Below are 24767 nucleotides of genomic sequence, written 5' to 3' on the forward strand. Positions count from 1 at the left end.
CCCCCCCCCCCTTGAACCCCCCCCCCCCCACCACCAGCAGGATCAGATCGGCGCGCTTCAACTGCACAAAGGCCTGTTGATTGTCGAGCAGCGCCGGCGCCTCGATCAGCGCCACTTCGCCGGGGCCGACGCGCGCGTCGCCGGCGGCCAGCCTTGCCGGCACGCCTCGCTCGGCCAACACGCGCAGGAACTGGCCGGCGATGAAGCTGACGCCCTCGCCGCGCCGCGAGGACACCAGACCGATGACCAGACCGTCTCGCGCCAGCTTGTCTGCCGGCAGTTGGCTGTAAAGTCGATAGACACTGGCTTCGAACGCCGGAGGCGGGGTTTGGCCCGGCTCCAATTCCATCAGCGTGCTCCACAGCGGCACGCCAAAACGGCGCTCAACGCCCCCACCATCGTGAATGCGCTGGTCCAGCAGGTAGCACAGGTAGAGCACGAACAGCCCCACCGCCAAACCGGCCGGCACCGCGGCCAACAGGATGGCCAAGCTCTTGGGAAACACTCGCGCCGGGCTAAAGGTGGCTTGCTCGATCACCGCGATATTGCTGATGCGGCTGTTGTCCAGCTCACGGTCGATGCGCGCTTTTTCCAGACTGTCGCGATAGAGCAGGTAGTTCTTTTCCGCCACCGCCAGATTGCGCTCCAGCCGCGACAGCTCCGGCTCCACGCTCAGAATGCGCGCGCGCTCGTCCTTCAGCGCGGCGATGGCCTTGTCGTAAGCCGCCACCTTGGCCTTTAGCTCGCCGGCGCGCATGCCGCGCTCCAGCTTGCCGCGCTCCAGCAGATTGACGAGGTCGCTGGGCACGCGGTTTTCCGAGCGCTGCACCGTGTCTTTTTCGCGCGCGATCAGCGCCTTGAGCGCAGCGATGTTTTCGTCCAACTCGCGGATGGGCGGCGCGTCCGGCAAATAAGTCTTGAGCTTGTCCAGCCGCTCCAGCTCCAAGCCGTTGAGCTTGAGCTTGAGATCCTGCTGCGCCGGATTCAGGCTCAGTTCGCGCTCCTTGGTGATTTCACGCGGCAGCTTGCCGCCGCTGGCCTGGGCATTGGCGATGCCGCCCTGCGCCGCCATCCAGTCCGCCTGGTCGGCGCTGCGCGCCGCCTCCAGCTTGTTGAGCTGGTCGGTGAGGCTGTCCAGCCTCTCCTTGGAACTGATGCCGTCGATCTGGCGCAATTGCTGGCCGATGCGTTCCTTGTAGCCGGCGATCTGCTCGGCCAGCTTGCCGCTCTCGGTTTCGTAAAACGCGTACAGGCTTTTGCGGCCCAGCGCGCGGCTGCGCTCATCGATGTACAAGGACAGCCACTTGGCCAGCACTTGCTGCGCCACCGCCGGATCGTCCCAGCTGAAAGCGATTTCCATCACCGCGGAGCCGCTCTGATGGCTGACGCTGAACTGTTTTTCCAGCCTCGCGGCCAGGCGCTCTTGCGGGGTCTGCGTTTCCACCACCCCGATCAGGGCCAGCGCGTCGCGCACCCCGTCCAACACCGTGGCGGCGGCCTGCTTCGCCTGATACTTGAAGGTTTTCCACCAGCCTTGCGGCGGCTGAGAGCGCATTTCGTTCAGGTAGTAGTCGGCGACCTGGTGGATGATGGGACGGCCGGTCAGCAGCTTTTCCTCATCCACGATGGGGTCGCGCTGGGTGCTGGGCGCCACCAGCGTCTGACGGTCGGCGTATTCGATCGGCAGCGTGCTGGTGTCGCGGCCGGGCTTGACCAGCAGCCGCGCCTCGGATTCGTAGCGGGCCGGCAGCAAGAAAGCGCCCAGCACCGCCACCAGCACGGTGGCGGCGAACGCCCATTTGAACTCCCGCCGGAAGATGAAGAACAGGCGGGCCAGATCGCGGAAGGAGCGGATTTCTATCATGTCGCTATCGCCGGTGCGGACCAGGGGCTAACCGCCGGCCTTGATGGTAGGGTTGTTCTGGATGTTGACGTTGTTGCTGCCTTTGCCGCCCAGGTCGTAATTCAGGCCTATGCCTATCGCCTTGGAGAAGGGCAGCAGCTGGTTGACGTACATGTCCACGCCTTCCACCGCCTTGCCGATGGCGGACTTGGGCACAAACACGATGTCGCCGCGTTGCAGCATGACGCCGCGCCGTCCAGCGGCCGGGTCCAGCATCCGCGCCAGATCGGTGAAATAGATCTGATACAGGCCGGTCTCGTCCATGCGCAGCAGCGCCACGTGCTCGCTGTCGGCGGACGGCAGCACTCCGCCGGCGCCGATCACCGCTTGTTCTATGCTGGCGGCGGCGCTCAGTTCGAAGGCGGACGGATTGCGCACCGCGCCGCCTACGAAGACGCGGTTGCCCGGCGCGATGGCGATGTTGACGGTGACTTGCGGCTGGCGATACAGCGTGGACAGCCGGTCGGTGATCTCCGCCCCTATCTCCTCCGGCGTGCGGCCGCCGCCGCGAACCAGGCCGGCGTGGGGGTAGGAAAAGCTGCCGTCCGGGCGTACGAAGAACAGCGCCATCTCGTCTTTTTCGGCCGGAGATTGCGCGTCTCGGACAATGCGCAGGGTGTCGCCGTTCATTACCCTGGTAACGGGCGGCGGCAATTGGCTGATGTCGCGCAGCGCCAGCTGCCGCGCTTCCACGGTCTTGGCGTCCGGCAGCGCGATGGTGCTGGGGGTGGAACAGGCCGTCAGACCGCCCAGAACGGCGAACAACAAAACGGCGGCGAGTTTGGCGGTAGTCATCGCATTCATTTCCAATAAGCGGGGAACATGCTGAGGCGGCGCTTGAGCACTCGCGGCAGCCAGCGCTCGACATGGCCCAGGCGGTAGCCGGCCAGCTTGAGCGCGCAACGCAGCAACACTTCGGACTGCCGCCACCGCTGGCCTGCCCGGCGGACGGTTTCCAGCTCGGAGCGCAGAAAACGCCGCCCTTCCGCGCCAGCGCGGCCGAAGCGCTCGGCGATCCAGCGCTCGCGGCCGTAAAACACGCCAATGTCGAAATAGCGGCGCATTTCCTCCAGCAGTCCGTAATCGTGCGAGTGGTGAACGCAGGCGGCGGCCTCGTAACGCACCGCCCAGCCGGCCAGCAGCATGCGGCCGGCGACGTGGGCGTCTTCGGAGCCGATCACGTCGGAAGGGAAACCGCCCACCTCGCGCAAGGCCTCGCGGCGATAGGCGGCGAAGGAGTCCGAGCTGAAACAGGTCCTGATGCCCAGTTCGGCGGCATCGGCCAGCCGCTTGGTGCGGCTGAACGGCGGGTAATTGAAACGGCGCGCGTGCGCGCCCAACAGGCCGGCGTCCGGCTGCGGCAGTTGGCGGCCGTAGGCGACGCCGATGTCGTCCTCCGCCAGCAGCGCGTCGCGCAAGCGGCGCAAGGCGTCGGGCCCGGCCGGGATGGCGTCCTGGGTCAGATAGATCAACACCTTGGCGTCGGTCAGTTCGCTGGCTAGCCGGCGCGTGCCGCCGTGATTGAAGTCCGCGGCGCGCACCGGCACCACGCTGGCGCCGGCGGCCAGCAGGCGCGCCCGGCTGCCGTCGCTGGACTCGCTGTCCAGCGCCAGCCATTCGTCCGGCCGCAAGCTTTGCGCCGCCAGCGCCGGCAACAGCCGGTCCAGGTGGCGACCGGCGTTGCGCACAGGCAGGATCAATGCGGTGCGGCTCACGGCGCGGCCTCCGAGCGGCCGTAGTCATCGGCGAAGCGCACGATGTCGTCCTCGCCCAGGTATTCGCCGCTCTGCACCTCGATCAATACCAGATCGATCAGCCCGGGGTTGCTCAATCTATGCGTTTCGCCAGCGGGAATGAAGGTGGATTCATTGGTGTGCAGCAAACGCTCTTCTTGGCCGTGGGTCACCATCGCGGTGCCGCTGACCACGATCCAGTGCTCGCTGCGGTGGTGGTGCATCTGCAAGGACAGCGACGCGCCCGGCTTTACCACGATGCGCTTGATCTTGTAGCGTTCGCTGTCCGCCAGCACGGTGTAATGGCCCCAGGGCCGCTGCGAGCTCAGATGCAGCCTCCAGGCAGGATGATTCTGGTCCTGCAGCCGCCGCGCCAGCTCGCGCACTTCCTGGCTGCGCCCGCGGTCTGCCACCAACAGGGCGTCCGGGGTGTCCACCACCGCCAGATTGTCCACGCCCAGCATCGCGATCAATCGGCCGCGGCTCTGGATGAAGCAATCATGGCTGTCCCGCAGCAAGGCGTCGCCGCTGACGCGGTTGCCGTCCGCGTCGGCGGGAAACTGCTCGGCCAGGCTGTCCCAGTTGCCGATATCGCTCCAGCCCAGTTCGCAACGCACCACCGCCGCGGCGCGGGTGCGCTCCATCACCGCATAGTCGATGGAAATGTCCGGGCAACGGCCAAAGCGCTCGCGCTCCAGCGCCCGCAAGCGGTGGTCCGCGCTCTGGGACGCAGGGCTGTGCGCCAGGCAATCCCGCACCGCCGCCAACACATCGGGCGCGTGTTCGGCCAGTTCCTCGCACAAAGCAGCGGCGGAAAAGCAGAACATGCCGCTGTTCCACAAATGCCGTCCGCCAGCCAGATAACCTTCGGCGGCGGCGTGGTCCGGCTTTTCCACGAAGCGAGCCACTTCCTGTCCGTCAGCGCCTATCGCCGCGCCGGCCTCGATATAGCCGAAACCGGTTTCCGCGCGGCTGGGCTTCAAGCCGAAAACGACAATGCGTCCATCGCCGGCCAGCCGCGCGGCTTTCTCCACCGCGGCGGCGAAGGCGGCTTCGTCGGCGATCAGATGATCCGCCGGCAGCGCCAATAGCAAGGGATTCGCCGCCGGTTCGCGCTCCAGCAGGTCCGCGGCCGCCGCCGCCAGCGCTGGAGCGGTATTGCGCCCTTCCGGCTCCAACAGCAGCTCCAACGCCAACCCGCCGGCGTTGACCGCCCGGCATTCGTCCAGGGTGCGCAGTTGCGCCTGCTGATTGGTGATGATCATCACCCGCTTCACCCCCGGCAGGCGCGCGGCGCGCAGAAAGGCCTTCTGCAGCAGGCTCTGATCGTCGGCCAAGCGGATGAAGGGTTTGGGAAAAGCCTGCCGGGACACCGGCCACAAGCGGGTGCCGGCGCCGCCGGACACGATGCAGGGAATCAGTTCTGGAATTTGGGTTTGCATGGCGGCCTCAATAGGCTTCGTCGGCCGACAGCACGGCCGGCAGAGTGCGGATCAGAATGTAGGCGTCGAACCACAGCGACCAGTTCTCGATGTATTCGAGATCGTGCGCCACCCGGCCCTCTATCTTGGCCAGCGTGTCGGTTTCGCCGCGGTAGCCGTTGACCTGGGCCCAGCCGGTAATGCCCGGCTTGACCCGATGGCGGGCGGAATACTCCGCCACCGCGTCTTCGAACAAGACACCGGCGGCCTTGGTGGCGGTTGCGTGCGGACGCGGCCCCACCATGGACATGCTGCCGCCCAGCACATTGAGCAATTGCGGCAGTTCGTCCAGGCTGGTCTTGCGGATGAAGCGCCCGACGCGAGTCACGCGCGGGTCGCTGCGTGTGGTTTGCGCCTCGGCGTCGGCGTCGGTCCGCTCCACGTACATGGAGCGGAATTTGTAGACCTCGATCAAACGGTTGTTGTAGCCATAGCGCCTTTGCCGGAACAACACCGGCCCCGGCGAATCCAGCTTGATCAACAAGGCGATCAGCAACATCAGCGGCGCGGTCAGCGCCAGCGCGCAAACGGCGAGCAGCACGTCCTCGCAGCGTTTGAGCAAGGGCGACCACCCCTTGAGCGGGCGCTCGGAAATATTGAACATCGGCAACCCCGCCACCGCGGTCACCCGATGATGAGCGTGCTGCAAGCCCGCCATGTCCGGCGCCAGCAGCACCGTCACCGGCAAGCGTCGCAGCATGCTGACCAAGTCTCCCATCCGCTTGACCGCCGCCCAAGGCAGCGCCACCAGGATTTGCTGTACCTCGCCCTCGCGCACCATCGTCTCCAGCCGACGCATGCCGCCCAAATAAGGCAGGCCGGCCATGGCGTGCTGCAAGCGGTCCGAACGATCGTCCACAAAGCCGATCACGCAGGCGCGGATGTCCGCGTTTTCCTTCAGAAAACCGGCCAGCAAATGGCCGCTGGCAGTACAACCCAGGATCACCGTGCGTTGCAGGCCCACGCCGCGACGCACCAGCCGGCGGCACCAGACGTGCACCAACAAGCGCTGCGCCAGCAATAAGGCCAGCGTCGCCGTAAACCAGACCGGCCACAGCCGGTCCGGCAAGGCGGCCAAGGCCGGGGACAGCCCGCGGGCCAGCCACAAGACCAAAAACAAAAGCACGCACGCCGCGGCCAAGGGCCGCAGGCGCAACTGACGTAAAAACATGCCTCCGCCGTAAACGCCCAGCGCCTGGAAAGACAGCAAAGCCAGCGCGCCGGCCAACAACAAGAGCTGTCCGGCCTGCCCGCGGGCCGCCGCGGCGGCCGGATCAAACAACAGCAAAATACAGCCGGGCGCCAGCACCATCGCCAGGTGCGTCAACCGGGCCAGCAGCCGCAGATAGGTCAAGGTCTCGGGATAGAACTGCACCAAGCCGTCCACATTGCGAATTCGCATCTTGTAAACCATTAAGTTTAATTTGATTAAACAAATCCACCTTTTCAGTTTAAAATTTTAATTTAATGTCTTTAAACCTTTTGCGTAATATCGCAGCAAAGCGTCCTACACGCAACCAGGATTTGCTCTGCACCTTGAAATCTGTTGTCAAAAAGAATGTAAAGCGAAGCCGGCAAGCTGACTGCGCGACGATTTATCGATTAAAATCACAACATCAGCCTTAGGAAGGAACGATGCGATGTATCAGTCCGATTTCACCCAATTCATCAATGGCTTCCTGGAAGAACACCCGGAAGTGGACAGCCAACGCCGTGAGCTGCGCCTGACCCTGTGGGACCGTCAATTGAACGCCGACGACCAGAAGCGCTGGAAAGAATCCCGCGTTCCGCAGCAGCCCTACGTTTACCAGCCGGAATAAAACCGGCTCCCGCCTGACCCGACGCCCGCGCCGCGGGCGTTTCCGATTGCACTGCATACCCATGACCAGCCGCACCCTGGCGCTAGACGGCGCCTTGCACGACTACTTGCTGAACATCAGCCTCAGCGAACATCCGGTGATGCGCGAGCTGCGCGAATTCACCGCCACCCACCGCATGTCCAAGATGCAAATCGCGCCGGAACAAGGCCAGTTCATGGCCTGGCTGGCTCAACTGATCGGCGCGCGCCGCTATCTGGAAATCGGCGTGTTCACCGGCTACAGCGCGCTGGCGGTCACCTTGGCGATGCCGGCGGACAGCCGCACGCTGGCCTGCGACGTCAGCGAAACCTTCACCGCCGTCGCCCGCGATTACTGGGCCCGCGCCGGCGTCGCTGATCGCATTGAGCTAGTGCTGCAACCGGCGCTCGTCACCTTGCGCCAGCAGCTGGACGCCGGCCAAGCGGGTCAGTACGACCTGGCCTTCATCGATGCGGACAAGCCAGCCTACCGCGACTACTACGAAGCCTGCCTGCAACTGGTGCGCCCCGGCGGCGTGATCGCCATCGACAATATTTTCCTGTCCGGCCGCGTGGTGGAACCCAAGCCGGAAGACCCGCCTGGCGTGCACCTGATGCACGAATTCAACGCCGGGCTGAAGCACGACCCTCGCATCCGCATGTGCGTGCTGCCGGTGGGCGATGGGCTGACCTTGTGCACGCGGCTGGCCTGAACGCCTCAGGCCGGCGCGGCCATGAACTTTTCATGATCCGCCGCGGTCTGACCCGCTTAGAGCCTGCTCATCAGTCTCGCGAGCTAAGGCGAGACAAGGCGAAAGTCGTTGAGAAAGCGGAATGTACAAGCGGTACATGAGCATTTCGAAACGGTTTTCAACGCCGTATCGCCAACGCGCAGCAGATCGTAAACAGGTTCTTAGCCGGCCCACTTGGGCCGGAGCCCGGTGTATCATGACCGCTTGCCAACGCTAACAGACGCTCCATGCTCAATCGCCGTCCCCGCCGCCAGATGAACCAGATGAACGTCGTGCCTTACATCGACGTGATGCTGGTGCTGCTGGTCATCTTCATGGTGACCGCGCCGATGTTCACGCCTGGCGTGATAGAAGTGCCCAGCGTGTCCCAAGCCGCCAGCATCGACACCCGTCCGCTGGAAGTGACCGTGGACGCCCAGGGCAAGATTCAACTGATAGACCAAGACCGCAAGACAGACGTCGCCTCCGTCGCCGACCTGGCCTCGCAGATCCAGGCGCTGGGCGCGGCCGAGCGCCCGGTGGCCATCTCCGCCGACGCCAACCTCAAATACGCCGAGGTAGTGCGCATCGCCGACAAACTCCACCAGGCCGGCGTCAAGCGCGTAGCGCTGACGGTCAAGCAGCAAAAGCAGGGATGATGGCCGCAGTGTCCACCTCCCCGCGCCCTTGGTCGCTGATTGTCTCGGTGCTGCTGCACATCGCCGTGGTCGGCCTGCTGCTGTGGGGCGGCTTCCATTCCCAAACCTTGCAGGAACAAGCGCCGGTAGCGCTGGAGCTATGGACCACCGCGCCTCCGCCCCCCGCGCCCAGCGCCGTGGCCGAACCCAAGCCCGCGCCGGTGGTGGAGCCGCCGCGTCCCGCCGTGGCGGAGCCTCCAGCCGACGTCAACCTGGGCCGCCACAAGAAACCGCCGGAGCCGCCCAAGCTCAAACCTGAACCCAAGCCCGAGCCTAAGCCGGAGCCCAAACCCGAGCCAGCGAAGAAGCCCGAACCCAAAAAAGCGGACAAACCGGCCGAGAAAAAACCGGAGGCCAAAGCGCCGTCGGCGACGGCCGCCAAGCCGCAGGCCAAACCCAAGCCGTCCAAGACCTACAATCCGGAGGCTGACGACTTGCTGGCCAGCCTGGACAGCCCCCGCGCCAACGGCAAAGCCAATGCGCGCAGCGACCAGGCCGGTTCCCCCAACGGCGTGGCCGGCGGCGCGGCCAATGGCTCGTCAACGGCCAAAGCAGGCTGGATCAGCCGGGTCAAGGCCAAAGTCACTCCGCTGGTGCAGGTGCCGCCGGAACTGAGCGGCAACCCCAAGGTAGTGTTGCAGGTCAGCCTGCTGCCCTCGCTGGAGGTGAACCGGGTTCAACTGCTGCAAAGCAGCGGCAGCAAGGCCTACGACGACGCGGTGCAAAGGGCGATCTGGGAAGCGAAAACCTTTCCGGCGCTGCCGCCCGGCGCCAATTTCAACGACGGCTACCGGCAGTTCAAAATGGAATTCCGTCCCAGGTCATAAGACGGATCAAGCACAAGCCATGATGGAACGGCTGCGGCGTCGCCTCATGCCGATAGACTGATTCGAGGGAACTAATGTCCAGCTTTAAAACTCTGTTGAATATGCTGCTCGTCACGCTGGGCCTGATGGCCGCAGGCGGCGCGCAAGCGGAAATGACTATTGAGATCGTCGGCGGCGGGGCGAATCGCCACGCCATCGCCATCGCTCCGTTCAAGGACGAGGCCAACGCCCAGGGCGGCCTGGGTCCGGTGATCAAGAACGATCTGACGATTTCCGGCGTCTTCCGCATGGTGGACGCGGCCGGCGTGGCCAATGTGCCGTTTGAGCCTGCTGACATCCGCTACCCGATGTGGCAAGCCGCCGGCGCGCAATCGGTCGCCATCGGCAAGGTGGAGGCCGCGGGAGGCGGGCAGTTGAAAATCAGCTTCCGGCTGATGGACGTCGCGCAGAAGAAACAACTGACCGGCGGCGAATTCACCGTCACCCCGGACCGCACCCGCCAAGTGGCGCACGCGATCGCCGACATGATTTACGAGGCGATCACCGGCCAGAAAGGCTTCTTCAACACCCGCATCGTTTACGTGCTGAAGACCGGCGGCAGCTATCTGCTGCAAGTGGCGGACGTGGACGGCGGACGCGCCCAGACCATTCTGCGCTCCAGGGAGCCCATTATCTCCCCGAGTTGGAGCCCGGACGGCGGACGCATCGCCTACGTGTCGTTTGAAAGCAAGAAGCCGGTGGTCTGGGTGCAGAACTTGGCCACCGGCCAGCGTTTTGCCGCCGCCAACTTCAAGGGCAGCAACTCCGCCCCGGCCTGGAGCCCGGACGGCAGCAAGCTGGCGGTGGTGCTGACCACCAGCGGCAATTCGCAGATTTACGTGATCAACGCCAACGGCGGCGGCTCGCGCCGGCTGATGTACAACGGAGGCATCGACACCGAGCCCACATGGAGCCCGGACGGCGGCAGCCTGTACTTTGTCTCCGACCGCGCCGGCGGCCCGCAGATCTACCGCGTGTCCGCCGATGGCGGCAACGCCCAGCGCGTCACCTGGGAAGGACGCTACAACGTATCGCCCAAGGTGTCGCCGGACGGCAAGACCCTGAGTTATATCCGTCGCGAGGGAGGCAACTTCCGCGTGATGGCGCAAGACCTGGCCACCAACGACAGCCGAGTGCTGTCGGACGGCGGCTACAACGAACGCCCAAGCTTCGCCCCCAACGGCCGCATGGTGCTGTACGCCAGCGACGCAGGCGGCAAGAGCGTGTTGTACGCCGCCACCACGGATGGCAGCAGCAAAGTGAAATTGGCCGTGATCAACGGCGATGTACAGGACCCGGCTTGGGGCCCATTTAATCGTCCTTAATTGGAGCTATTGATATGAACTGGAAACAACTCGTCCTCGGCACCGCCACCGTAACCCTGCTGGCCGCCTGCGCCAGCACCAAACCGGCCGACACCACCGCCGGCACCCAGCAGCCCACCACGCCGCAGACCACCGCGCCGGTGGACACCGGCAGCGGCAACCAGAATCAGGTGTCCGTGGATCCGCTGAACGATCCCAACAGCCCGCTGGCCAAGCGCAGCGTCTACTTCGGCTTCGACTCCTCCTCCGTCGACGCCAACGGCAAACCGGTCGTGGAAACCCACTCCGCCTACCTGAAGCAGAACGCGGACAAAAAAGTCATCATCCAGGGCAACACCGACGCTCGCGGCAGCCGCGAATACAACCTGGCCCTGGGTCAACGCCGCGCCGAGAGCGTGAAGAAGGCGATGGAAGTACTGGGCGCCAAGGAAAGCCAACTGGAAGCAGTCAGCTTCGGCAAGGAAAAACCGCGCGCCACCGGCAACACCGAAGCGGACTTCGCAGAGAACCGCCGCGCCGACATCGTGTACCAAGGCCACTAAGAACGGGTTTACGATCTCGCGGGCTAGGACAAGACAAGGCGAAAACGGCTGAGAAAGCGGAATGTGCAGCTGGCGCATGAGCATTTCGAGGCGCGACTCGCCTTGCCACGTCTCACGACGCGCAGCAGATCGTAAACAGGTTCTAGTCCTATGACGCCGGCCCGGTTCCCCGGGCCGGCTTTGCAGCCGGACATCGGGCGAGTGCGTTTTCACGCGCTTGCCGTTAAGATATCCGGCTGTATTCATTGCCACCCAACTCACACGCGTCGTCCCCTCCGGGGCGGACGGCGGGACATCCTGGGACAACCATGAAACGGCTCACCCTTTGCAGCGCGCTGCTGCTGGTCCTCACCGGCTGCGCCACCACCGGCGATCTGGAAGAAACCCGCCGCCAGCTGGACCAAGTCAACCGCCAGGCCTCTACGCGGCTCAATGAAGTGGAAAGCAAGCTTTCCAATGAAAAGCTGCTGGAGATGGTCAGCCAACTGGAAACGATGAAGGCAGAAGTGGCCAAGCTGCGCGGCGACGTGGAAGTGCTGAATTACAATCTGCAAACCACCCAAAAGCGTCAGAACGACCTGTACAACGACCTGGACGGCCGGCTGGGCCATCTGGAGAACAGCGGCGCCAAACCGGTGCCCGCCACGCACGGCGACGCCTCGGGCGCTGCGGACGGCGGCGCGGCCACCAGCCCGGATTACGACAAGGCGCTGAACTTGCTTCGCGCTCGCGACTTCGCCAAGGCCGCCGACGCGCTGCGCGGCTTCATCGAACAAAACCCGCAGGCGCCGCAAGTGGCGGAAGCCACCTACTGGCTGGGCGTGTCCCACACCGCCTTGCGCCAATACGACGCCGCCATCGACATCCACCGCCGCTTCGTCGAACAGTTTCCGGACAATCACTTCGCGCCGGAGGCCCTGCGCAATATCGGCAACTGCCAGCGCGACCTGGGGCAAATGGATCAAGCCAAAACCACTTATAAACGCCTGATCAAACTGTATCCCAAAACAGATTCCGCCCAGAAAGCGCGCCAGCAACTGGCAAAAATGTAACACCCCGGCCGGCTCGCTTCCGGCCCTCATGCCCCATTTTGACGCCAGCCCGCCGCGGCTGGCTTTGTCTTATGCGCCATTTCCTCCCCCGGCAAACATCTGATTTTTCAACAAAAAATTAAAACACAAATAATTATAACCGCTGGTTATCTACACGTCGCACCAAAATAGCGCATTGCTCCGTCTTTTCCATCCGCTTGTCCCCCCGCTTCCTCTTGCCTTGTCCATGCGTTTTCTCTACCAAACATGCTTACCGCATGACAATATATTCATTCTGGGTTTAAACCCGGATTAAAAACACAAACGACAAGCTATACAAAGGAGTTATCCGTGATGAGAACCAGACAAGCAAGTGGAACCCAATGGTTCCGGCTTGGCGCTATCGCCGTGGGCGTGGCGCTGATCGGCGGCCTCGCCGGCTGCGAAGACGACGGCAGCACCCCCGGCGACGGTTCCAGCCATCATGGCGGCAGCGGCCGCCTGGCGGTGGACATCTTCGGCAACCGCGGCGGCGTGCTGACCGCCGTGCCCAGCGGCCGCTGCCTGGGCGAACCGCGCGTGCAATGGAGCAACGGCGCGCGCGGCTTCAGCGCTGAGGACAGCGCGCCGGACCAGCCGCTGACCGCCACCGTCAGCTGCGCCTTGACCAGCGCCAGCCAAACCCTGGTGCCGCAGAACGTCTTCAGCGCGCCGTCGGTGTTCGCCGTGCTGAAGACGGACCGCACGCTGGCGGTCTGGGGCAGCCGACGCCTGGGCGGCGACACTTCCACCCTGCCCGCCCAGCCTAAAAACGTAGTGGCGGTGGCCGGCAACGAACGCGCGATGGCCGCGCTGCAAGCCGACGGCACCATCGTGGGCTGGGGCCGCGCCGGCTCCGGCGCCAGCTACGCCGGCCCGGTGGGCATAGGCAACGCCGACGCCACCTCTCCGGTGGCGCCGCTGGGCAAGGTGGCCAAACTGTGGCCCACCAAACGCGGCTTCGTCGCTCTCAACGACGACGGCAGCGCCACAAGCTGGGGCAATATCGAAACCACCTTCGACGGCAACGGCGGCTCCAAATCCATTTCCTCCTACTTCGACGCCGCCCGGCTGGCCGCGCTGAAGGACGTCGCCAGCGTCAGCCACAACCTGGGCGCGGTGGCGGTGCTGAAGAAAGACGGCAGCGTGCTCGCTTTCGGCGACCCCAACTCCGGCGGCGACGCCTCTCCGTTGGCCGCCAAGCTCAACAATGTGGCTAGCATCGCCGCCACGGACTACAACTTCGCCGCGCTGAAAAAAGACGGCAGCGTGGTGGTATGGGGCCTGAACTGGGACGGCCAGACCAGCGACTACTACGACGGCAGCGAAGCGATGCCGGCCGGCGTCAGCGCGGTGCAAACCAACCTCAACGTCTTCGCCGCGCTGAAGCAGGACGGCTCGGTCGCCACCATAGGCAGCGCCTACTTCGACCGCGGCGCCGACACCGGCCCGGTGGCCGGCAGCCTGGCTGGCGTGGCTAAAATCTACGCCAGCAAGACCGCCTTCGCCGCCTTGCGCAAGGACGGCAGCGTGGTCACCTGGGGCGACAGCGCCCGCAACGACGCCAGCGGCGTGCAGCACAAGCTCAACCGCGTGCGTTCCATCGCCGCCACCGAGCTGGCCTTCGCCGCCTTGCGTCAGGACGGCAGCGTTGTGACCTGGGGCGACGAGCTGCGCGGCGGCGACAGCAGCGCGGTGCAACATCGTCTGCGCAACGTGGTGGCCTTGTTCTCCAACGACTACGCCTTCGCCGCCCTAAAGGCCGACGGCAGCGTGGTCACTTGGGGCGCGCCCACTCATGGCGGCGACAGTTCCGCCGTCAACGCGCGCCTGGTCAATATCCGCGCCATCTACAGCACCCCGCTCGGCGGCTTTCTCGCCGTGGCCAAGGACGGCAAGTTCGTCGCCTGGGGCAGCCCGTCCGCCGGCGGCAACGCCCCGGCCGGCCTCGCCGCCATCCCCTACGTCAAGAACTAAGTCCCCGACGCATTGGAGCAATAGAACATGAACCGCAAAACCTCGCTGTCCCTGCTGATCGCCGCGCTGCTGGCCGGCGCCGGCGCTGAAATCGCGGCGGCCGCGCCCTCCGCCGCCGGCATCACCGGCATCATCGTCAAATACCACAGCGTCTCCCAGCAGCAACTGGTCCAGGCGCGCATCGCCAACGGCGGCCGCGCCCCGTCCAGCCGTCCAGCCGACTTCGCCGCCCGCACCCAGCGCGTGCAGCAACTGAGCGGCAGCCCCTTGCAATTCCATCACCAGATGGGCACTGGCGCCTATGTCTACCAAAGCGGCAAGACGATGAGCGTGGCCGAGGCCCAGACCCTGGCGCGCAAAATCCAGCAAGACCCGGCGGTGGAATACGCCGAGCCGGACTTCGTCATGAGCCCCAACTATCTGCCCAGCAGCCCGCTATACGCCGGCAAGCAATGGGATATGCAGGCCAGCGCCGGCGAACCGGGCGCGATGAACCTGCCCGCCGCCTGGGACCTGTCGCTGGGCGCCGGCGTCACCGTCGCGGTGCTGGACACCGGCTACCGTCCGCACGCGGACCTCAAGCCCAACCTGCTGGAGCCGGGCTACAACTTCATCTCCGACCCCAAACGCGCCCGCCTGCCCGCCGTGGCGCAAACCAACGCCGACGGCAGCCCGCTCTTGGACAGCAACGGCCAGCCGGTGCAAAGCGCGCGCACCAACAACGGCCTGGACCAAGGCGACTATAGCGACGGCAGCCTGTGCCGCGCCGGCAATAGCAGCTGGCACGGCACCCACGTGGCCGGCACCATCGCCGCGGCCGCCGGCGACGCCAACGGCCTGACCGGCGTGGCGCCCAAGTCCAAACTGCTGCCGTTGCGCGTGTTGGGCCAGTGCGGCGGCGCCAGCTCGGATATCGCCGACGCCATGCTGTGGGCAGTGGGCGCCACCGTGCCCGGCGCGCCGATCAACGCCAATGTGGCTCGAGTGCTGAGCATGTCTCTGGGCGGCGCCCAGCCTTGCAGCCGCACCTATCGCGATGCCATCCAGCAGGTCAACGCCCGCAACGGCGTGGTGGTGGTGGCCGCCGGCAACGCGATGAAAAACGTGCGTAACACCAACCCGGCCAGCTGCCCCGGCGTGATCACCGTGGCCTCCAACGGCAAATCCGGCGGCATCGCCTCCTACTCCAACTATGGCGCGATCACCACCGTCACCGCGCCGGGAGGCGATCTCAACAGCGGCGACCCCGGCATCTACTCCACGCTCAATAGCGGCACCACCGTGCCGGGCGCGGACAGCTACGCCGCCTTCCAGGGCACCTCGATGGCCACGCCCCACGTGGCCGGCCTGGTGGCGCTGATGCTGTCCTCCAACCCCAGCCTCAACTGGAAAGCGGTGCGCAACATCCTGATCAAGACCGCGCGCCCACCGGCGGCGGATTGCGAAGGTTGCTCCGCCGGCATCACCGATGCCGCCGCCGCGGTGCGCGCGGCCAAAGCCAACTAAGCCCGCCGGCGGCGCGCACTTGCGTGCAGACCGCCGGTTCGCTTACGGCTTCCTTTCCCTGCACACGGGAACCTGCCGCCGTGGTTCTGGCCCAAGCCGGACGGCGGCGGCTTTTTTCTCAACGCTTCGCGGGCGCGTTTACGATCCAGCAAATCAAGACGCGGCAAGGCGTTGCGGCTGAGAAAACGGAGTGTACACACAGTACATGAGCATTTCGAAGCCGTACTCACCGTGCAACGCTCCACGACGCGTAGCAGATCGTAAACAGGTTCTTAGGTATCATTCAGTATCCAAACCCATCCCGCCGCGAGCCCCCATGTCCCTGCCCACCCCGCCCTTGCCGGATTCCCTGTCCCTTGCAGCCTTCCTACTATTGGCGCTCGCCCTGCTGGCGGAAAGCCTGCGCCTGCGCTGGCCCTCCCGGCTGGCCGCGCTCAGCAGCGCCGGCATCGCCGTCGCTTGCGGCCTGGTGCAGCCCTTGGGCGCGGCGGCCCTCCTCACCGCCCTCGCCGTCAGCCTGGCCGCGATCCGCTACCGCCGGCCGGAGTTGTGGCTGGTCTGGATCGCTCTGCTGCTGGCGCTGGCGCTGCACGCGCTGCCCGGCTTCGACAACCCCTTGCTGTGGCAAGGCCTGAGCACGCCGAACAGCGCGCCCTATCGGCTGTACTGGAGTTACGACAAAGGCGCCGCCGGCTGGCTGCTGCTGATGGTGCTGGCGGCCAGTCCGCAGGTGGAGCGGCGCTGGGGACCGGCCGCCGCCGGCGTTGGAGCGCTGCTGTTGCTGATCGTGCTGGGCCTGGCCAGCGTGGCCGGCGTCATCGCCTGGGCGCCGAAATGGCCGTACTGGCTGCTGCCCTGGCTGTTCGCCAATTTCTTCCTGGTCTCGCTGGCGGAGGAAGCCTTCTTCCGCGCCGGCCTGCAACGCTGGCTGGAACTACGCACCGAACCCTTCGCCGCCTTGATGGCCGCCTCCGTGGCCTTTGGCCTGGTCCATGTTGCCGGCGGTTGGGTCTGGGTCGGCCTGGCTACCCTCGCCGGCCTGGGTTACGGCCTGGTTTACGCCGCCACCCGCCAGGTCTTGTGGGCGGTGCTGGCCCACGTCGCTTTCAACGCTGTGCACCTGATTCTGTTCACTTATCCGCGGCTGATGTGATATGCCCTAAGTACCTTGATGTCAAAATAAAAAACCATAACGGCAGCAGGCCCCAATCGGGTAAAATCACGCCTTTAGCCTCAACCAGCGAGCTTCTCCGCCATGATTGAAGTCGGCATCGTGATGGGTAGCAACAGCGATTGGGAAGTCATGCAGAACGCCGCCCGCGTGCTCAAGGACTTCGGCATCGCCTGTGAAACCCGCGTCGTCTCCGCCCACCGTACTCCCGACCTGCTGTTCCAATACGCAGAAACCGCTGCCGAGCGCGGCCTGAAGGCCATCATCGCCGGAGCCGGCGGCGCCGCCCACCTGCCGGGCATGCTGGCCGCCAAGACCCATCTGCCGGTGCTGGGCGTGCCGGTGCCGTCCAAATACCTGCGCGGCGAGGATTCGCTGCTCTCCATCGTGCAAATGCCCAAGGGCATCCCGGTGGCCACCTTCGCCATCGGCGAGGCCGGCGCCGCCAACGCCGCGCTGTTCGCCGTGGCCATGCTGGCCGCCACCCGCCCGGAACTGGCGGAACAGCTGATCGCCTTCCGTCGCCAGCAGGAACAGACCGTGCTGGCGATGACCTTGCCGGAGATCGAATAATGTCCGCCATCCTGCCCCCGGCAATGCTGGGCATCCTGGGCGGCGGCCAATTGGGCCGCATGTTCGCCGTGGCCGCCAAAACCATGGGCTACCGCGTTACCGTGCTGGACCCGGACGAAGCCGCGCCGGCGGCGGATTTCGCCGACCGTCACCTGTGCGCGCCGTTCAACGACCCGGCCGCGCTGGAAGATCTGGCCAGGAGCTGCGCCGCCGTCACCACCGAATTCGAAAACGTCAACGCCGACGCCATGCGCGTCTTGGCCAAGACCACCCGCGTGTCGCCATCCGGCGACTGCGTCGCCATCGCTCAGGACCGCATTGCGGAGAAAGGCTGGATCCGCAAGGCCGGCTTGCCCACCGCTCCCTATCTGGCCATCCAGAGCGTGGAAGACATTCAGGTTGAACTCGCGCCCTACCTGCCCGGCATCCTGAAAACCGCCCGCCTGGGCTATGACGGCAAGGGCCAGGTGCGGGTCGGCACCGCGGAAGAAGCGCGCGCCGCCTACGCTAATCTGGGCGGTCAAGCCTGCGTGCTGGAAAAGATGCTGGACCTGCAGCTGGAAGTGTCCGCCATCGTCACCCGAGTCAGCGCCACCCAGTGCGCGGTGTTCCCGGTGGCGGAGAATATCCACGTCGGCGGCATCCTGGACGAATCCATCGTGCCGGCGCGCATCAAGCCGGCGCTGGCGGCCGAAGCCCAAAGCATGGCGCTCAAGCTGGCCGAGGCGCTGGACTACGTCGGCGTGCTGGCGGTGGAGTTCTTCGTGCTGGCCGACGACAGCCTGGTGGTCAACGAGATCGCGCCGCGGCCGCACAACTCCGGACACTACACGCTCACCGCCTGCCTCACCGACCAGTTCCAGCAACAGGTGCGCGCAATGTGCGGCCTGCTGCCGGGCCGCACCGACCTGCTCAGCCCGGTGGTGATGGTCAACCTGCTGGGCGACGTGTGGAAGGACAACGGCGGCCAGCCCAATTGGGACGTGCTGGCGGAAGCGCCCAACGCCCAACTGCATCTGTATGGCAAGAAAAGCGCGCGCCCCGGCCGCAAGATGGGCCACTTCAATGTGATGGCGGCCACCGCCGACGAAGCCTTGGACCAGGCCCGGGCCTTGAAGGACACCTTGTAAGCGCATGGCGAAGCCTAAGAGCCCGTTCAATGTCTGCTGCGCGTCGGCGATACTGCGTTGAAAACGACTTCAGAATGCTCATGTACCACATGTACATTCCGCTTCTTCAGCCGTTTTCGCCTTGTCTCGCTCTAGCTCGCTAAACTTTGAACAGGTTCTTACAGAACTTCGCCATTTTTCCGCCATGACACTCAACGGACTGAATCACCTGACCCTGGCGGTGCGAGATCTGGAGCGCGCCTGGGATTTCTACGCCGGCATCCTGGGCTGCCAGCCCCACGCGCGCTGGGACAGCGGCGGCTATCTGAGCCTGGACGGCCTGTGGCTGTGCCTGTCCTTGGACCCCGACGCCGTGCCGCCCGCCGGCTACACCCATTACGCCTTCGGCGTCGACGCCGCCGACTTCCCGGCCTGGCGCGAACGCCTGGCCGCCGCCGGCGTCCGCCAATGGCGGGACAACCGTAGCGAGGGCGACTCGCTCTACTTCCTGGACCCGGACGGCCATCAACTGGAACTGCATGTCGGCACGCTGGCCTCGCGGCTGGCCGCCTGCCGCGCCCGGCCTTACGCCGGCATGCGCTTTTTCGACGAGGCCCCGGAGTGAACGCCGACATCGCCGCGCTGCGCACCGGACTCAGCGCCGCCGCCGTCCCGGAGCAGGCCGCGCCGATGCGCGCCTATATGCGCGAGCGGTTCGACTTTCTCGGCGTGCCCACGCCGGCGCGCCGAAAAGTATCCACGCCCTGGATCCGCGCGCTCAAGAGCCGCTCCGCGGAATACTGCCTGGACCTGGCCGAGCAACTGTGGCGGCAACCGGAACGCGAATTCCAATACGCGGCGGTGGACCTGCTGACCGCGCGCGCCGAGGAACTGCCGGCCGCCAGCCTGCCGCGGCTGCTGGCCCTCGCCGCCGCCAAGCCCTGGTGGGACTGCGTGGACGGCTTGGCCGCCTGGGTGGTCGGCGCGCTCACGCGCCAGCACCGGGATTTGCAGCGCGACATGGACGCCCTCAGCGGCGATGCCGACTTCTGGCTGCGCCGCGTCGCCATCCTGCACCAGCTGCGCTGGAAAGCCGACACCGACGCCGAACGCCTGTTCCGCTACTGCGCCGCGAATGCCGGCGACGCCGAATTCTTCATCCGCAAGGCCATAGGTTGGGCCTTGCGCGAATACGCTTACACCGACGCCAACGCCGTGCGCGCCTTTGTAGCGGCCACGCCGCTATCCGGGCTCAGCCGGCGCGAAGCCTTGAAACACATTGCCCGTTCCACCGAGGATTTCCGATGACCGGACTCAACACCACCCAACTGACCAGCTTGAAGAAAATCTACTCTGGCAAGGTCCGCGACCTGTACGAGATCGACGACCAGCGCATGCTGATGATCGCCACCGACCGGCTGTCCGCCTTCGACGTGATCCTGGACGACCCCATTCCCGGCAAGGGCCAGATTCTCACCGCCATCTCCAACTTCTGGTTCGATAAGCTCAAAGACCTGGTGCCCTGCCACCTGACCGGCGACGCGCCGGAAGACGTAGTCTCCGCCGCCGACCTGCCGCAAGTGGCCGGCCGCGCGGTGGTGGCCAAGCGCCTGAAGCCGGTGCCGATCGAAGCCGTGGTGCGCGGCTACCTGGCCGGCTCCGGCTGGAAGGAGTACCGCCAAAGCGGCACCGTCTGCGGCCTGGCGCTGCCAGCCGGCCTGCGCGAGGCGGACAAGCTGCCCGAACCCATCTTCACCCCGTCCACCAAGGCGGCGGTGGGCGATCACGACGAAAACATCAGCTACCAGCGCTGCGAGGAAATCGTCGGCGCCGAGCTGGCCGCCCAGGTGCGCGACACCGCCATCAAGCTCTACCGCGCCGCCGCCGAATTCGCCGCCAGCCGCGGCATCATCATCTGCGACACCAAGTTCGAGTTCGGCCTGGACGAAAACGGCGTGCTGACGCTGATGGATGAAGCGCTGACCCCGGACTCCAGCCGCTTCTGGCCGGCGGACAGCTACGCGCCGGGCGGCAACCCGCCGTCCTTCGACAAGCAGTTCGTCCGCGACTGGCTGGAAGCCTCCGGCTGGGACAAGCAGGCGCCGGCGCCGGCGGTGCCGCTGGAAGTGCGCGAGAAGACCGCGGCCAAGTATAAAGAAGCGCTGGACAGGCTGACCGCCTGAGAACCTGCTTACGATCTGCTGCGCTTCAGCGATACCGCGTTAAAAATGAGCTCAAAATGCTCATGTACCACTCGTACATTCCGCTTTTTCGCTCGTTTTCACCTTGTCTCGCCTTCGCTCGCGAGATCGTAAACAGATTCCAAGTTTCCACCCAAGCCCCGCCCTAGCGGGGCTTGCTTTTTGCCGCGTTTCATATGACATTGGCGACTCAATCCCGCGACAGGAAACCCCGATGAAAACCGCCCTGCTGATCATCGACGTGCAAAGCGGCATGTTCGACCACGAACCGCGCGCCGACCAGGCCGACGCCGTCATCGCCCGCCTCAACCAACTGGCCGCCGCCGCGCGCGCGGCGGGAACACCGGTGGTATGGGTCCAGCACGAACGCGCCAGCGCGCCGCTGACCCACGGCTCGGCGGAATGGCGGCTGGCCCGCGGCCTGGACGCGCAGCCGGACGACCACTACCTGCGCAAAACCACGCCGGATTCCTTCCTGCGCACCGGCCTGCATGAGCAGCTGCAACAATGGGGCGTCGGCCAATTGGTCATCGCCGGCTACGCCAGCGAATTCTGCATCGACACCACCACCCGCAGCGCGGCGGCCCACGGCTACGCCATCATCCTGGTCAGCGACGCGCACACCACCCACGACAAGGACCATGCCAGCGCCGCCCAGATCCGCGCCCATGAAAACGCCACTCTGCCCAAGCTGGGCAGTTTCGGCGTGCCCATCCTGCTGCGCGCGGCGGCCGAGATCGCCTTCCCCGCCAACGCCTGACCCGCATGCCCATCGTCCAACCCACCCTCAGCACGCCGCGCCTGCTGCTCTTGCCGGCGCAGCCCGCGCTGGCGCGCGCAATGCTCGATTTCCACGTCCGCAACCGCCAGCACTTCGAGCCCTGGGACCCGAAGCCCGGCGACATGTTCTTCACCGAGCTGTACTGGACCATGCAACTGCGCCAGCGCGTACGCGACTGGGAAGAAGGCCGCGGCGGCCGCTTCCTGCTGGCGCTGCACGCCGAGCCGGAACGGGTGATCGGCAGCGTCGGCCTCAGTAACATCAGCCGCGGCGCTTTTCAATCCTGCCACCTGGGCTACGGCCTGGACCAACACTGCCAAGGCCAGGGCCTGATGCGCGAAGCGCTGGAAGCGGTGATACGCTGCGCCTTCGACACCCTCAGGCTGCACCGGATCCAAGCCAACTACCAGCCGCATAATCTGCGCAGCGCCGGCCTGCTCAAACGCCTGGGCTTCGAGATAGAAGGCCACGCCAAGAACTACCTCTATCTGAACGGCGGCTGGCGCGACCACGTGCTGACCTCGCGGCTCAACCCGGACTTCGACCCGGAACACATGCTGGCCTGAAAGATTGTCCGCCACCTCCCCGCCAAGCCGGCGGGCTCATGACGTGACGGTTTCCAACCTTTCCACGCCTCCTGCAAGCACCGCGGCAAAGTCTCCAGCAAAGCCCACACCCCCTTGCCGCGCACTTACGCCTTTTCGGCGTGATCCAGCATCAACCTCTCGATGGCGACGCAAACGCAAGGACATTTGGATAGCGCTTGCCAGCATCGTCGCCCCATGTTCTGCTGTGAAGCCGCCGCTCCACCGCAACCCTGATGCCGCGGCGTAGTCAAAACAGGCCATAAAAGGGCTCACCGCCATGCAAACCTTCCACCTGAACGCCGACGACGGGGAAACCCTGCACGCCGCCTGCTGGCTGCCGGACGGCGCGCCCCGCGCCGTGGTGCTGATCTCCCACGGCATGAGCGAATACGCGGTGCGCTACCACCGCTTCGCCCAAACGCTGACCGCCGCCGGCTACGCGGTCTACGCCCACGACCACCGCGGCCACGGCGCCGCGCCGCGGATGCGCGGCTATTTCGCCGCCGAGAACGGCTGGGATAAGGTGGTGGCCGACGTGGAGACCCTGCGCCGCCACGCGGCGGAGCGCCACCCCAGCCTGCCAGTGGCGCTGTTCGGCCACAGCATGGGCTCCTTCATCGCCCGCGCTTATTTCCTGCGCCACGGCGCGGCGCTGTCCGGACTGGCGCTGTCCGCCACCGGCTACCGCCAGCGGCCGCTGGCCTGGCTGCTGCGCGGCCTGGCGCGGCTGGTGGCCCGCTGCGGCAGCCCGGAACGGCCAAGCCGGCTGCTGGCGCGGCTGATTTTCGGCAGCTTCAACCTGGGCTTCCTGCCCGCCCGCACCAGCATGGACTGGCTGAGCCGCGACCCGGCGGAAGTGGATAAATACCTGGCGGACCCGCTGTGCGGCTTCGACCCCTGCCCCGGCCTGTGGATAGATTTGTTCGGCGGCATCATCGCCATGGAGCGTGGCGAGGCGAGCGGCGACAGCCTGCCGCGCCGCTGTCCGGTCTGGCTGCTGGCGGGCAGCCGCGATCCGGTCAGCCTGGGCAAACTGGGCCTGGGCCAGTTGGAAATCCGCTACCGCGAAGCCGGCCTGCTCGACGTGCGGACCACGGTCTACCCCGGCGGCCGCCACGAAATGCTGAACGAAACCAACCGGGTGGAAGTGGAGCAGGACATGCTGTGCTGGCTGGAGCGGATAAGCGCGCAACCGGCCGGCGCGGGTTCAGCCTGAGAACCTGTTCACAATTCTTTTTCAGCACTTTGAAACCTTGCTAGCTAGGCAGGAAACCGCGTATTCGACGCGCCCCACCCCCCTTCAAGCCTGCCGACGGGTGGCAGGCCCGAGGTCTTAAGCGGCGGCCCTGTTTGAGCGATTTGACGCTAGCAAATCGCGAGTTCAGTCGCGCCTCGGCACCTGACGGAACCCAGCGGGAAGCCGCAGGCCAGGCTTGCTGGGCGGCCTTTGGGGGACTACCTGCGAATCTTTGATTCGCTCAGTGATAGGGGAATTTGGCCGCGCAAATTTCCCTTTCCGTTTTATTCCCTCGCGACGCTGCGTTTGCCTCGCTCGGTCACGGCGGAACCGGCCCTAAATCATCATCCGCGCAGCGGATTCAAGGCATTGGGCAATGGTTCCGAACCGGAAGGATCAGAAACAGCTCCCAAGCGCGCTGGCGCGAATTGGACTAAAATCCGGCGATTCGTTTTTCGCAGGAGGCCGCCATGAGCCTGATTCCCGAGATCAAACCGCAGCAATCGCTGGAACTGCTCAAAGAGCTGCACATCCTGACCCGCGACGGCAAGATCAACCAGGACACCCGCCGCAAGCTGAAGCAGGTGTACCACCTGTACCAGTTCATCGAACCGCTGATGGCCGACGTGCTGGCGGAAAAAGGCGAGATGAGCCTGGCCGACCACGGCGCCGGCAAATCCTATCTGGGCTTCATCCTTTACGACCTGTTCCTAAAGGACAAAGCCGCCGGCAGCGTCTACGGCATCGAAACCCGGCCGGAACTGGTCAGCCGCTCGCAGGAACTGGCCGCCCGCCTGGGCTTCGAGCGCATGGGCTTTTTGAACCTGAGCGTGGAGCAGTCGATCACCTCGGACCAACTGCCGGAGCAGGTGGACATCATCACCGCGCTGCACGCCTGCAACACCGCCACCGACGACGCCATCCGCTTCGCGCTGGCCAAGAACGCACGCTACATCGTGCTGGTGCCTTGCTGCCAGGCGGAAGTGGCCGGCGTGCTGCGTCAGAAGAAAAACCAGAGCTTCGGCCTGACTCCGCTGTCCGAAATATGGCGCCACCCCATCCATACCCGCGAGTTCGGCAGCCATCTGACCAATGTGCTGCGCTGCCTGCAGTTGGAAGCGCGCGGCTATCAACTCACCGTCACCGAACTGGTGGGCTGGGAGCACTCGATGAAGAACGAGCTGATCATCGCCAAATACACCGGCCAGCGCAAAAACAGCGCGCGCGAACGCCAGGAGGCGATTCTGAAAGAGTTGAACCTGGAAGACCTGCGCGAACGCTTCGTTTACTAGTAGCCAGTTCAAAGGCTTTAATGATTCGCGGGTTGCGGCGTCATTGCCACTGACACCCGTCGCCTCGGCCCGTTTCCGGGCCCTAAGCATAATGGGGACGACGCACCCGGACCGCCCCGCGCGGCCGGCCTCGCCCCCGCCCGCTTC

24 protein-coding genes are annotated in these 24767 nt (G+C 65.4%); 19 read left to right on the top strand and 5 right to left on the bottom strand.

Annotated elements, in window-relative coordinates; translation table 11 throughout:
• The 5 genes from ACUXV1_RS22060 to ACUXV1_RS22080 form a co-directional block, all read right to left on the bottom strand.
• Positions 1 to 1864 (bottom strand): GumC family protein (locus tag ACUXV1_RS22060; protein WP_446020099.1); only part of this gene is annotated, 1864 nt, incomplete at its 3' end.
• Between the two features lie 27 nt (positions 1865 to 1891).
• Positions 1892 to 2698, bottom strand: coding sequence for a polysaccharide biosynthesis/export family protein (locus ACUXV1_RS22065; protein ID WP_019104153.1), 807 nt, complete (start codon positions 2696 to 2698; stop codon positions 1892 to 1894).
• A gap of 5 nt (positions 2699 to 2703) precedes the next feature.
• Entirely contained in the window at positions 2704 to 3618 is a 915-nt protein-coding gene (locus ACUXV1_RS22070; RefSeq protein WP_337883699.1) for a glycosyltransferase family 2 protein, read from the bottom strand.
• Entirely contained in the window at positions 3615 to 5078 is a 1464-nt protein-coding gene (locus tag ACUXV1_RS22075) for a mannose-1-phosphate guanylyltransferase/mannose-6-phosphate isomerase (RefSeq protein ID WP_019104151.1), read from the bottom strand. The genes ACUXV1_RS22070 and ACUXV1_RS22075 overlap by 4 nt, the downstream gene beginning before the upstream one ends.
• A 7-nt stretch (positions 5079 to 5085) precedes the next feature.
• A complete protein-coding gene (locus ACUXV1_RS22080; protein ID WP_081556006.1) occupies positions 5086 to 6519 on the bottom strand; it encodes an undecaprenyl-phosphate glucose phosphotransferase in 1434 nt (477 codons plus the stop codon).
• A 238-nt stretch (positions 6520 to 6757) separates the two neighbouring features.
• On the opposite strand from ACUXV1_RS22080, the gene ACUXV1_RS22085 reads away from it, so the two are divergent.
• The 19 genes from ACUXV1_RS22085 to ACUXV1_RS22175 all read left to right on the top strand — a co-directional run bounded on the left by ACUXV1_RS22085 (position 6758) and on the right by ACUXV1_RS22175 (position 24620).
• Positions 6758 to 6937, top strand: a complete 180-nt coding sequence (locus tag ACUXV1_RS22085) for a DUF3460 family protein (RefSeq protein WP_019101069.1) — start codon at positions 6758 to 6760, stop codon at positions 6935 to 6937.
• 61 nt (positions 6938 to 6998) lie between these two features.
• The gene (locus ACUXV1_RS22090) at positions 6999 to 7667 is read left to right on the top strand and encodes a class I SAM-dependent methyltransferase (protein WP_043642366.1); all 669 of its coding nucleotides are present in this window, start codon (positions 6999 to 7001) and stop codon (positions 7665 to 7667) included.
• 266 nt (positions 7668 to 7933) lie between these two features.
• Entirely contained in the window at positions 7934 to 8344 is a 411-nt protein-coding gene (locus tag ACUXV1_RS22095) for a biopolymer transporter ExbD (RefSeq protein ID WP_194427191.1), read from the top strand.
• A complete protein-coding gene (locus ACUXV1_RS22100; RefSeq protein ID WP_370551752.1) occupies positions 8344 to 9210 on the top strand; it encodes a cell envelope integrity protein TolA in 867 nt (288 codons plus the stop codon). The genes ACUXV1_RS22095 and ACUXV1_RS22100 overlap by 1 nt, the downstream gene beginning before the upstream one ends.
• Before the next feature lie 74 nt (positions 9211 to 9284).
• Positions 9285 to 10574: a Tol-Pal system beta propeller repeat protein TolB gene (gene tolB / locus ACUXV1_RS22105; RefSeq protein ID WP_194427193.1), complete on the top strand. Its 1290-nt coding sequence runs from the start codon at positions 9285 to 9287 to the stop codon at positions 10572 to 10574.
• A 14-nt stretch (positions 10575 to 10588) separates the two neighbouring features.
• Positions 10589 to 11116 (top strand): peptidoglycan-associated lipoprotein Pal, encoded by a 528-nt coding sequence (gene pal / locus ACUXV1_RS22110; protein ID WP_043642370.1) that lies wholly within the window; start codon positions 10589 to 10591, stop codon positions 11114 to 11116.
• A 308-nt stretch (positions 11117 to 11424) separates the two neighbouring features.
• Positions 11425 to 12168 (top strand): tol-pal system protein YbgF, encoded by a 744-nt coding sequence (ybgF, locus tag ACUXV1_RS22115; RefSeq protein ID WP_043642372.1) that lies wholly within the window; start codon positions 11425 to 11427, stop codon positions 12166 to 12168.
• 333 nt (positions 12169 to 12501) lie between these two features.
• Positions 12502 to 14163, top strand: coding sequence for a hypothetical protein (locus tag ACUXV1_RS22120; protein ID WP_156039087.1), 1662 nt, complete (start codon positions 12502 to 12504; stop codon positions 14161 to 14163).
• Positions 14164 to 14190: 27 nt separating this feature from the next.
• Positions 14191 to 15669 (top strand): S8 family peptidase, encoded by a 1479-nt coding sequence (locus ACUXV1_RS22125; RefSeq protein ID WP_052371023.1) that lies wholly within the window; start codon positions 14191 to 14193, stop codon positions 15667 to 15669.
• 316 nt (positions 15670 to 15985) lie between these two features.
• The gene (locus ACUXV1_RS22130) at positions 15986 to 16822 is read left to right on the top strand and encodes a CPBP family intramembrane glutamic endopeptidase (protein ID WP_446016617.1); all 837 of its coding nucleotides are present in this window, start codon (positions 15986 to 15988) and stop codon (positions 16820 to 16822) included.
• Between the two features lie 102 nt (positions 16823 to 16924).
• Positions 16925 to 17413 (top strand): 5-(carboxyamino)imidazole ribonucleotide mutase, encoded by a 489-nt coding sequence (gene purE, locus ACUXV1_RS22135; RefSeq protein ID WP_043642380.1) that lies wholly within the window; start codon positions 16925 to 16927, stop codon positions 17411 to 17413.
• Positions 17413 to 18543, top strand: a complete 1131-nt coding sequence (locus tag ACUXV1_RS22140) for a 5-(carboxyamino)imidazole ribonucleotide synthase (RefSeq protein WP_043642382.1) — start codon at positions 17413 to 17415, stop codon at positions 18541 to 18543. Before purE ends, ACUXV1_RS22140 begins: the two co-directional genes overlap by 1 nt.
• A gap of 184 nt (positions 18544 to 18727) precedes the next feature.
• Positions 18728 to 19147 carry a fosfomycin resistance glutathione transferase gene (locus ACUXV1_RS22145; protein WP_446016615.1) on the top strand — a complete coding sequence of 140 codons (420 nt, stop codon included), beginning with the start codon at positions 18728 to 18730 and terminating at the stop codon, positions 19145 to 19147.
• Positions 19144 to 19830 carry a DNA alkylation repair protein gene (locus tag ACUXV1_RS22150; protein WP_446016614.1) on the top strand — a complete coding sequence of 229 codons (687 nt, stop codon included), beginning with the start codon at positions 19144 to 19146 and terminating at the stop codon, positions 19828 to 19830. The genes ACUXV1_RS22145 and ACUXV1_RS22150 overlap by 4 nt, the downstream gene beginning before the upstream one ends.
• Positions 19827 to 20705 carry a phosphoribosylaminoimidazolesuccinocarboxamide synthase gene (locus ACUXV1_RS22155; protein WP_043642387.1) on the top strand — a complete coding sequence of 293 codons (879 nt, stop codon included), beginning with the start codon at positions 19827 to 19829 and terminating at the stop codon, positions 20703 to 20705. The genes ACUXV1_RS22150 and ACUXV1_RS22155 overlap by 4 nt, the downstream gene beginning before the upstream one ends.
• A 232-nt stretch (positions 20706 to 20937) precedes the next feature.
• Entirely contained in the window at positions 20938 to 21483 is a 546-nt protein-coding gene (locus ACUXV1_RS22160; protein WP_043642389.1) for a cysteine hydrolase family protein, read from the top strand.
• A gap of 5 nt (positions 21484 to 21488) precedes the next feature.
• On the top strand, positions 21489 to 22070 hold the full coding sequence (locus ACUXV1_RS22165) for a GNAT family N-acetyltransferase (protein ID WP_043642391.1): 582 nt from the start codon (positions 21489 to 21491) through the stop codon (positions 22068 to 22070).
• A 298-nt stretch (positions 22071 to 22368) separates the two neighbouring features.
• Positions 22369 to 23307, top strand: coding sequence for an alpha/beta hydrolase (locus ACUXV1_RS22170; RefSeq protein ID WP_194427199.1), 939 nt, complete (start codon positions 22369 to 22371; stop codon positions 23305 to 23307).
• 491 nt (positions 23308 to 23798) lie between these two features.
• On the top strand, positions 23799 to 24620 hold the full coding sequence (locus tag ACUXV1_RS22175; RefSeq protein WP_043642396.1) for a class I SAM-dependent methyltransferase: 822 nt from the start codon (positions 23799 to 23801) through the stop codon (positions 24618 to 24620).
• Positions 24621 to 24767: the final 147 nt, after the last annotated feature.

Source organism: Chromobacterium sp. W521 (assembly GCF_052805975.1).

Coding starts and splice junctions, on each gene's coding strand:
- ACUXV1_RS22175 (WP_043642396.1), top strand. CDS start 23,799: ATGAGCCTGATTCCCGAGATCAAACCGCAGCAATCGCTGGAACTGCTC.
- ACUXV1_RS22160 (WP_043642389.1), top strand. CDS start 20,938: ATGAAAACCGCCCTGCTGATCATCGACGTGCAAAGCGGCATGTTCGAC.
- ACUXV1_RS22145 (WP_446016615.1), top strand. CDS start 18,728: ATGACACTCAACGGACTGAATCACCTGACCCTGGCGGTGCGAGATCTG.
- tolB (WP_194427193.1), top strand. CDS start 9,285: ATGTCCAGCTTTAAAACTCTGTTGAATATGCTGCTCGTCACGCTGGGC.
- ACUXV1_RS22090 (WP_043642366.1), top strand. CDS start 6,999: ATGACCAGCCGCACCCTGGCGCTAGACGGCGCCTTGCACGACTACTTG.
- ACUXV1_RS22065 (WP_019104153.1), bottom strand. CDS start 2,698: ATGACTACCGCCAAACTCGCCGCCGTTTTGTTGTTCGCCGTTCTGGGC.
- ACUXV1_RS22080 (WP_081556006.1), bottom strand. CDS start 6,519: ATGCGAATTCGCAATGTGGACGGCTTGGTGCAGTTCTATCCCGAGACC.
- ACUXV1_RS22100 (WP_370551752.1), top strand. CDS start 8,344: ATGGCCGCAGTGTCCACCTCCCCGCGCCCTTGGTCGCTGATTGTCTCG.
- ACUXV1_RS22165 (WP_043642391.1), top strand. CDS start 21,489: ATGCCCATCGTCCAACCCACCCTCAGCACGCCGCGCCTGCTGCTCTTG.
- purE (WP_043642380.1), top strand. CDS start 16,925: ATGATTGAAGTCGGCATCGTGATGGGTAGCAACAGCGATTGGGAAGTC.
- ACUXV1_RS22140 (WP_043642382.1), top strand. CDS start 17,413: ATGTCCGCCATCCTGCCCCCGGCAATGCTGGGCATCCTGGGCGGCGGC.
- ACUXV1_RS22125 (WP_052371023.1), top strand. CDS start 14,191: ATGAACCGCAAAACCTCGCTGTCCCTGCTGATCGCCGCGCTGCTGGCC.
- ACUXV1_RS22155 (WP_043642387.1), top strand. CDS start 19,827: ATGACCGGACTCAACACCACCCAACTGACCAGCTTGAAGAAAATCTAC.
- ACUXV1_RS22170 (WP_194427199.1), top strand. CDS start 22,369: ATGCAAACCTTCCACCTGAACGCCGACGACGGGGAAACCCTGCACGCC.
- ACUXV1_RS22075 (WP_019104151.1), bottom strand. CDS start 5,078: ATGCAAACCCAAATTCCAGAACTGATTCCCTGCATCGTGTCCGGCGGC.
- pal (WP_043642370.1), top strand. CDS start 10,589: ATGAACTGGAAACAACTCGTCCTCGGCACCGCCACCGTAACCCTGCTG.
- ACUXV1_RS22095 (WP_194427191.1), top strand. CDS start 7,934: ATGCTCAATCGCCGTCCCCGCCGCCAGATGAACCAGATGAACGTCGTG.
- ybgF (WP_043642372.1), top strand. CDS start 11,425: ATGAAACGGCTCACCCTTTGCAGCGCGCTGCTGCTGGTCCTCACCGGC.
- ACUXV1_RS22085 (WP_019101069.1), top strand. CDS start 6,758: ATGTATCAGTCCGATTTCACCCAATTCATCAATGGCTTCCTGGAAGAA.
- ACUXV1_RS22130 (WP_446016617.1), top strand. CDS start 15,986: ATGTCCCTGCCCACCCCGCCCTTGCCGGATTCCCTGTCCCTTGCAGCC.
- ACUXV1_RS22120 (WP_156039087.1), top strand. CDS start 12,502: ATGAGAACCAGACAAGCAAGTGGAACCCAATGGTTCCGGCTTGGCGCT.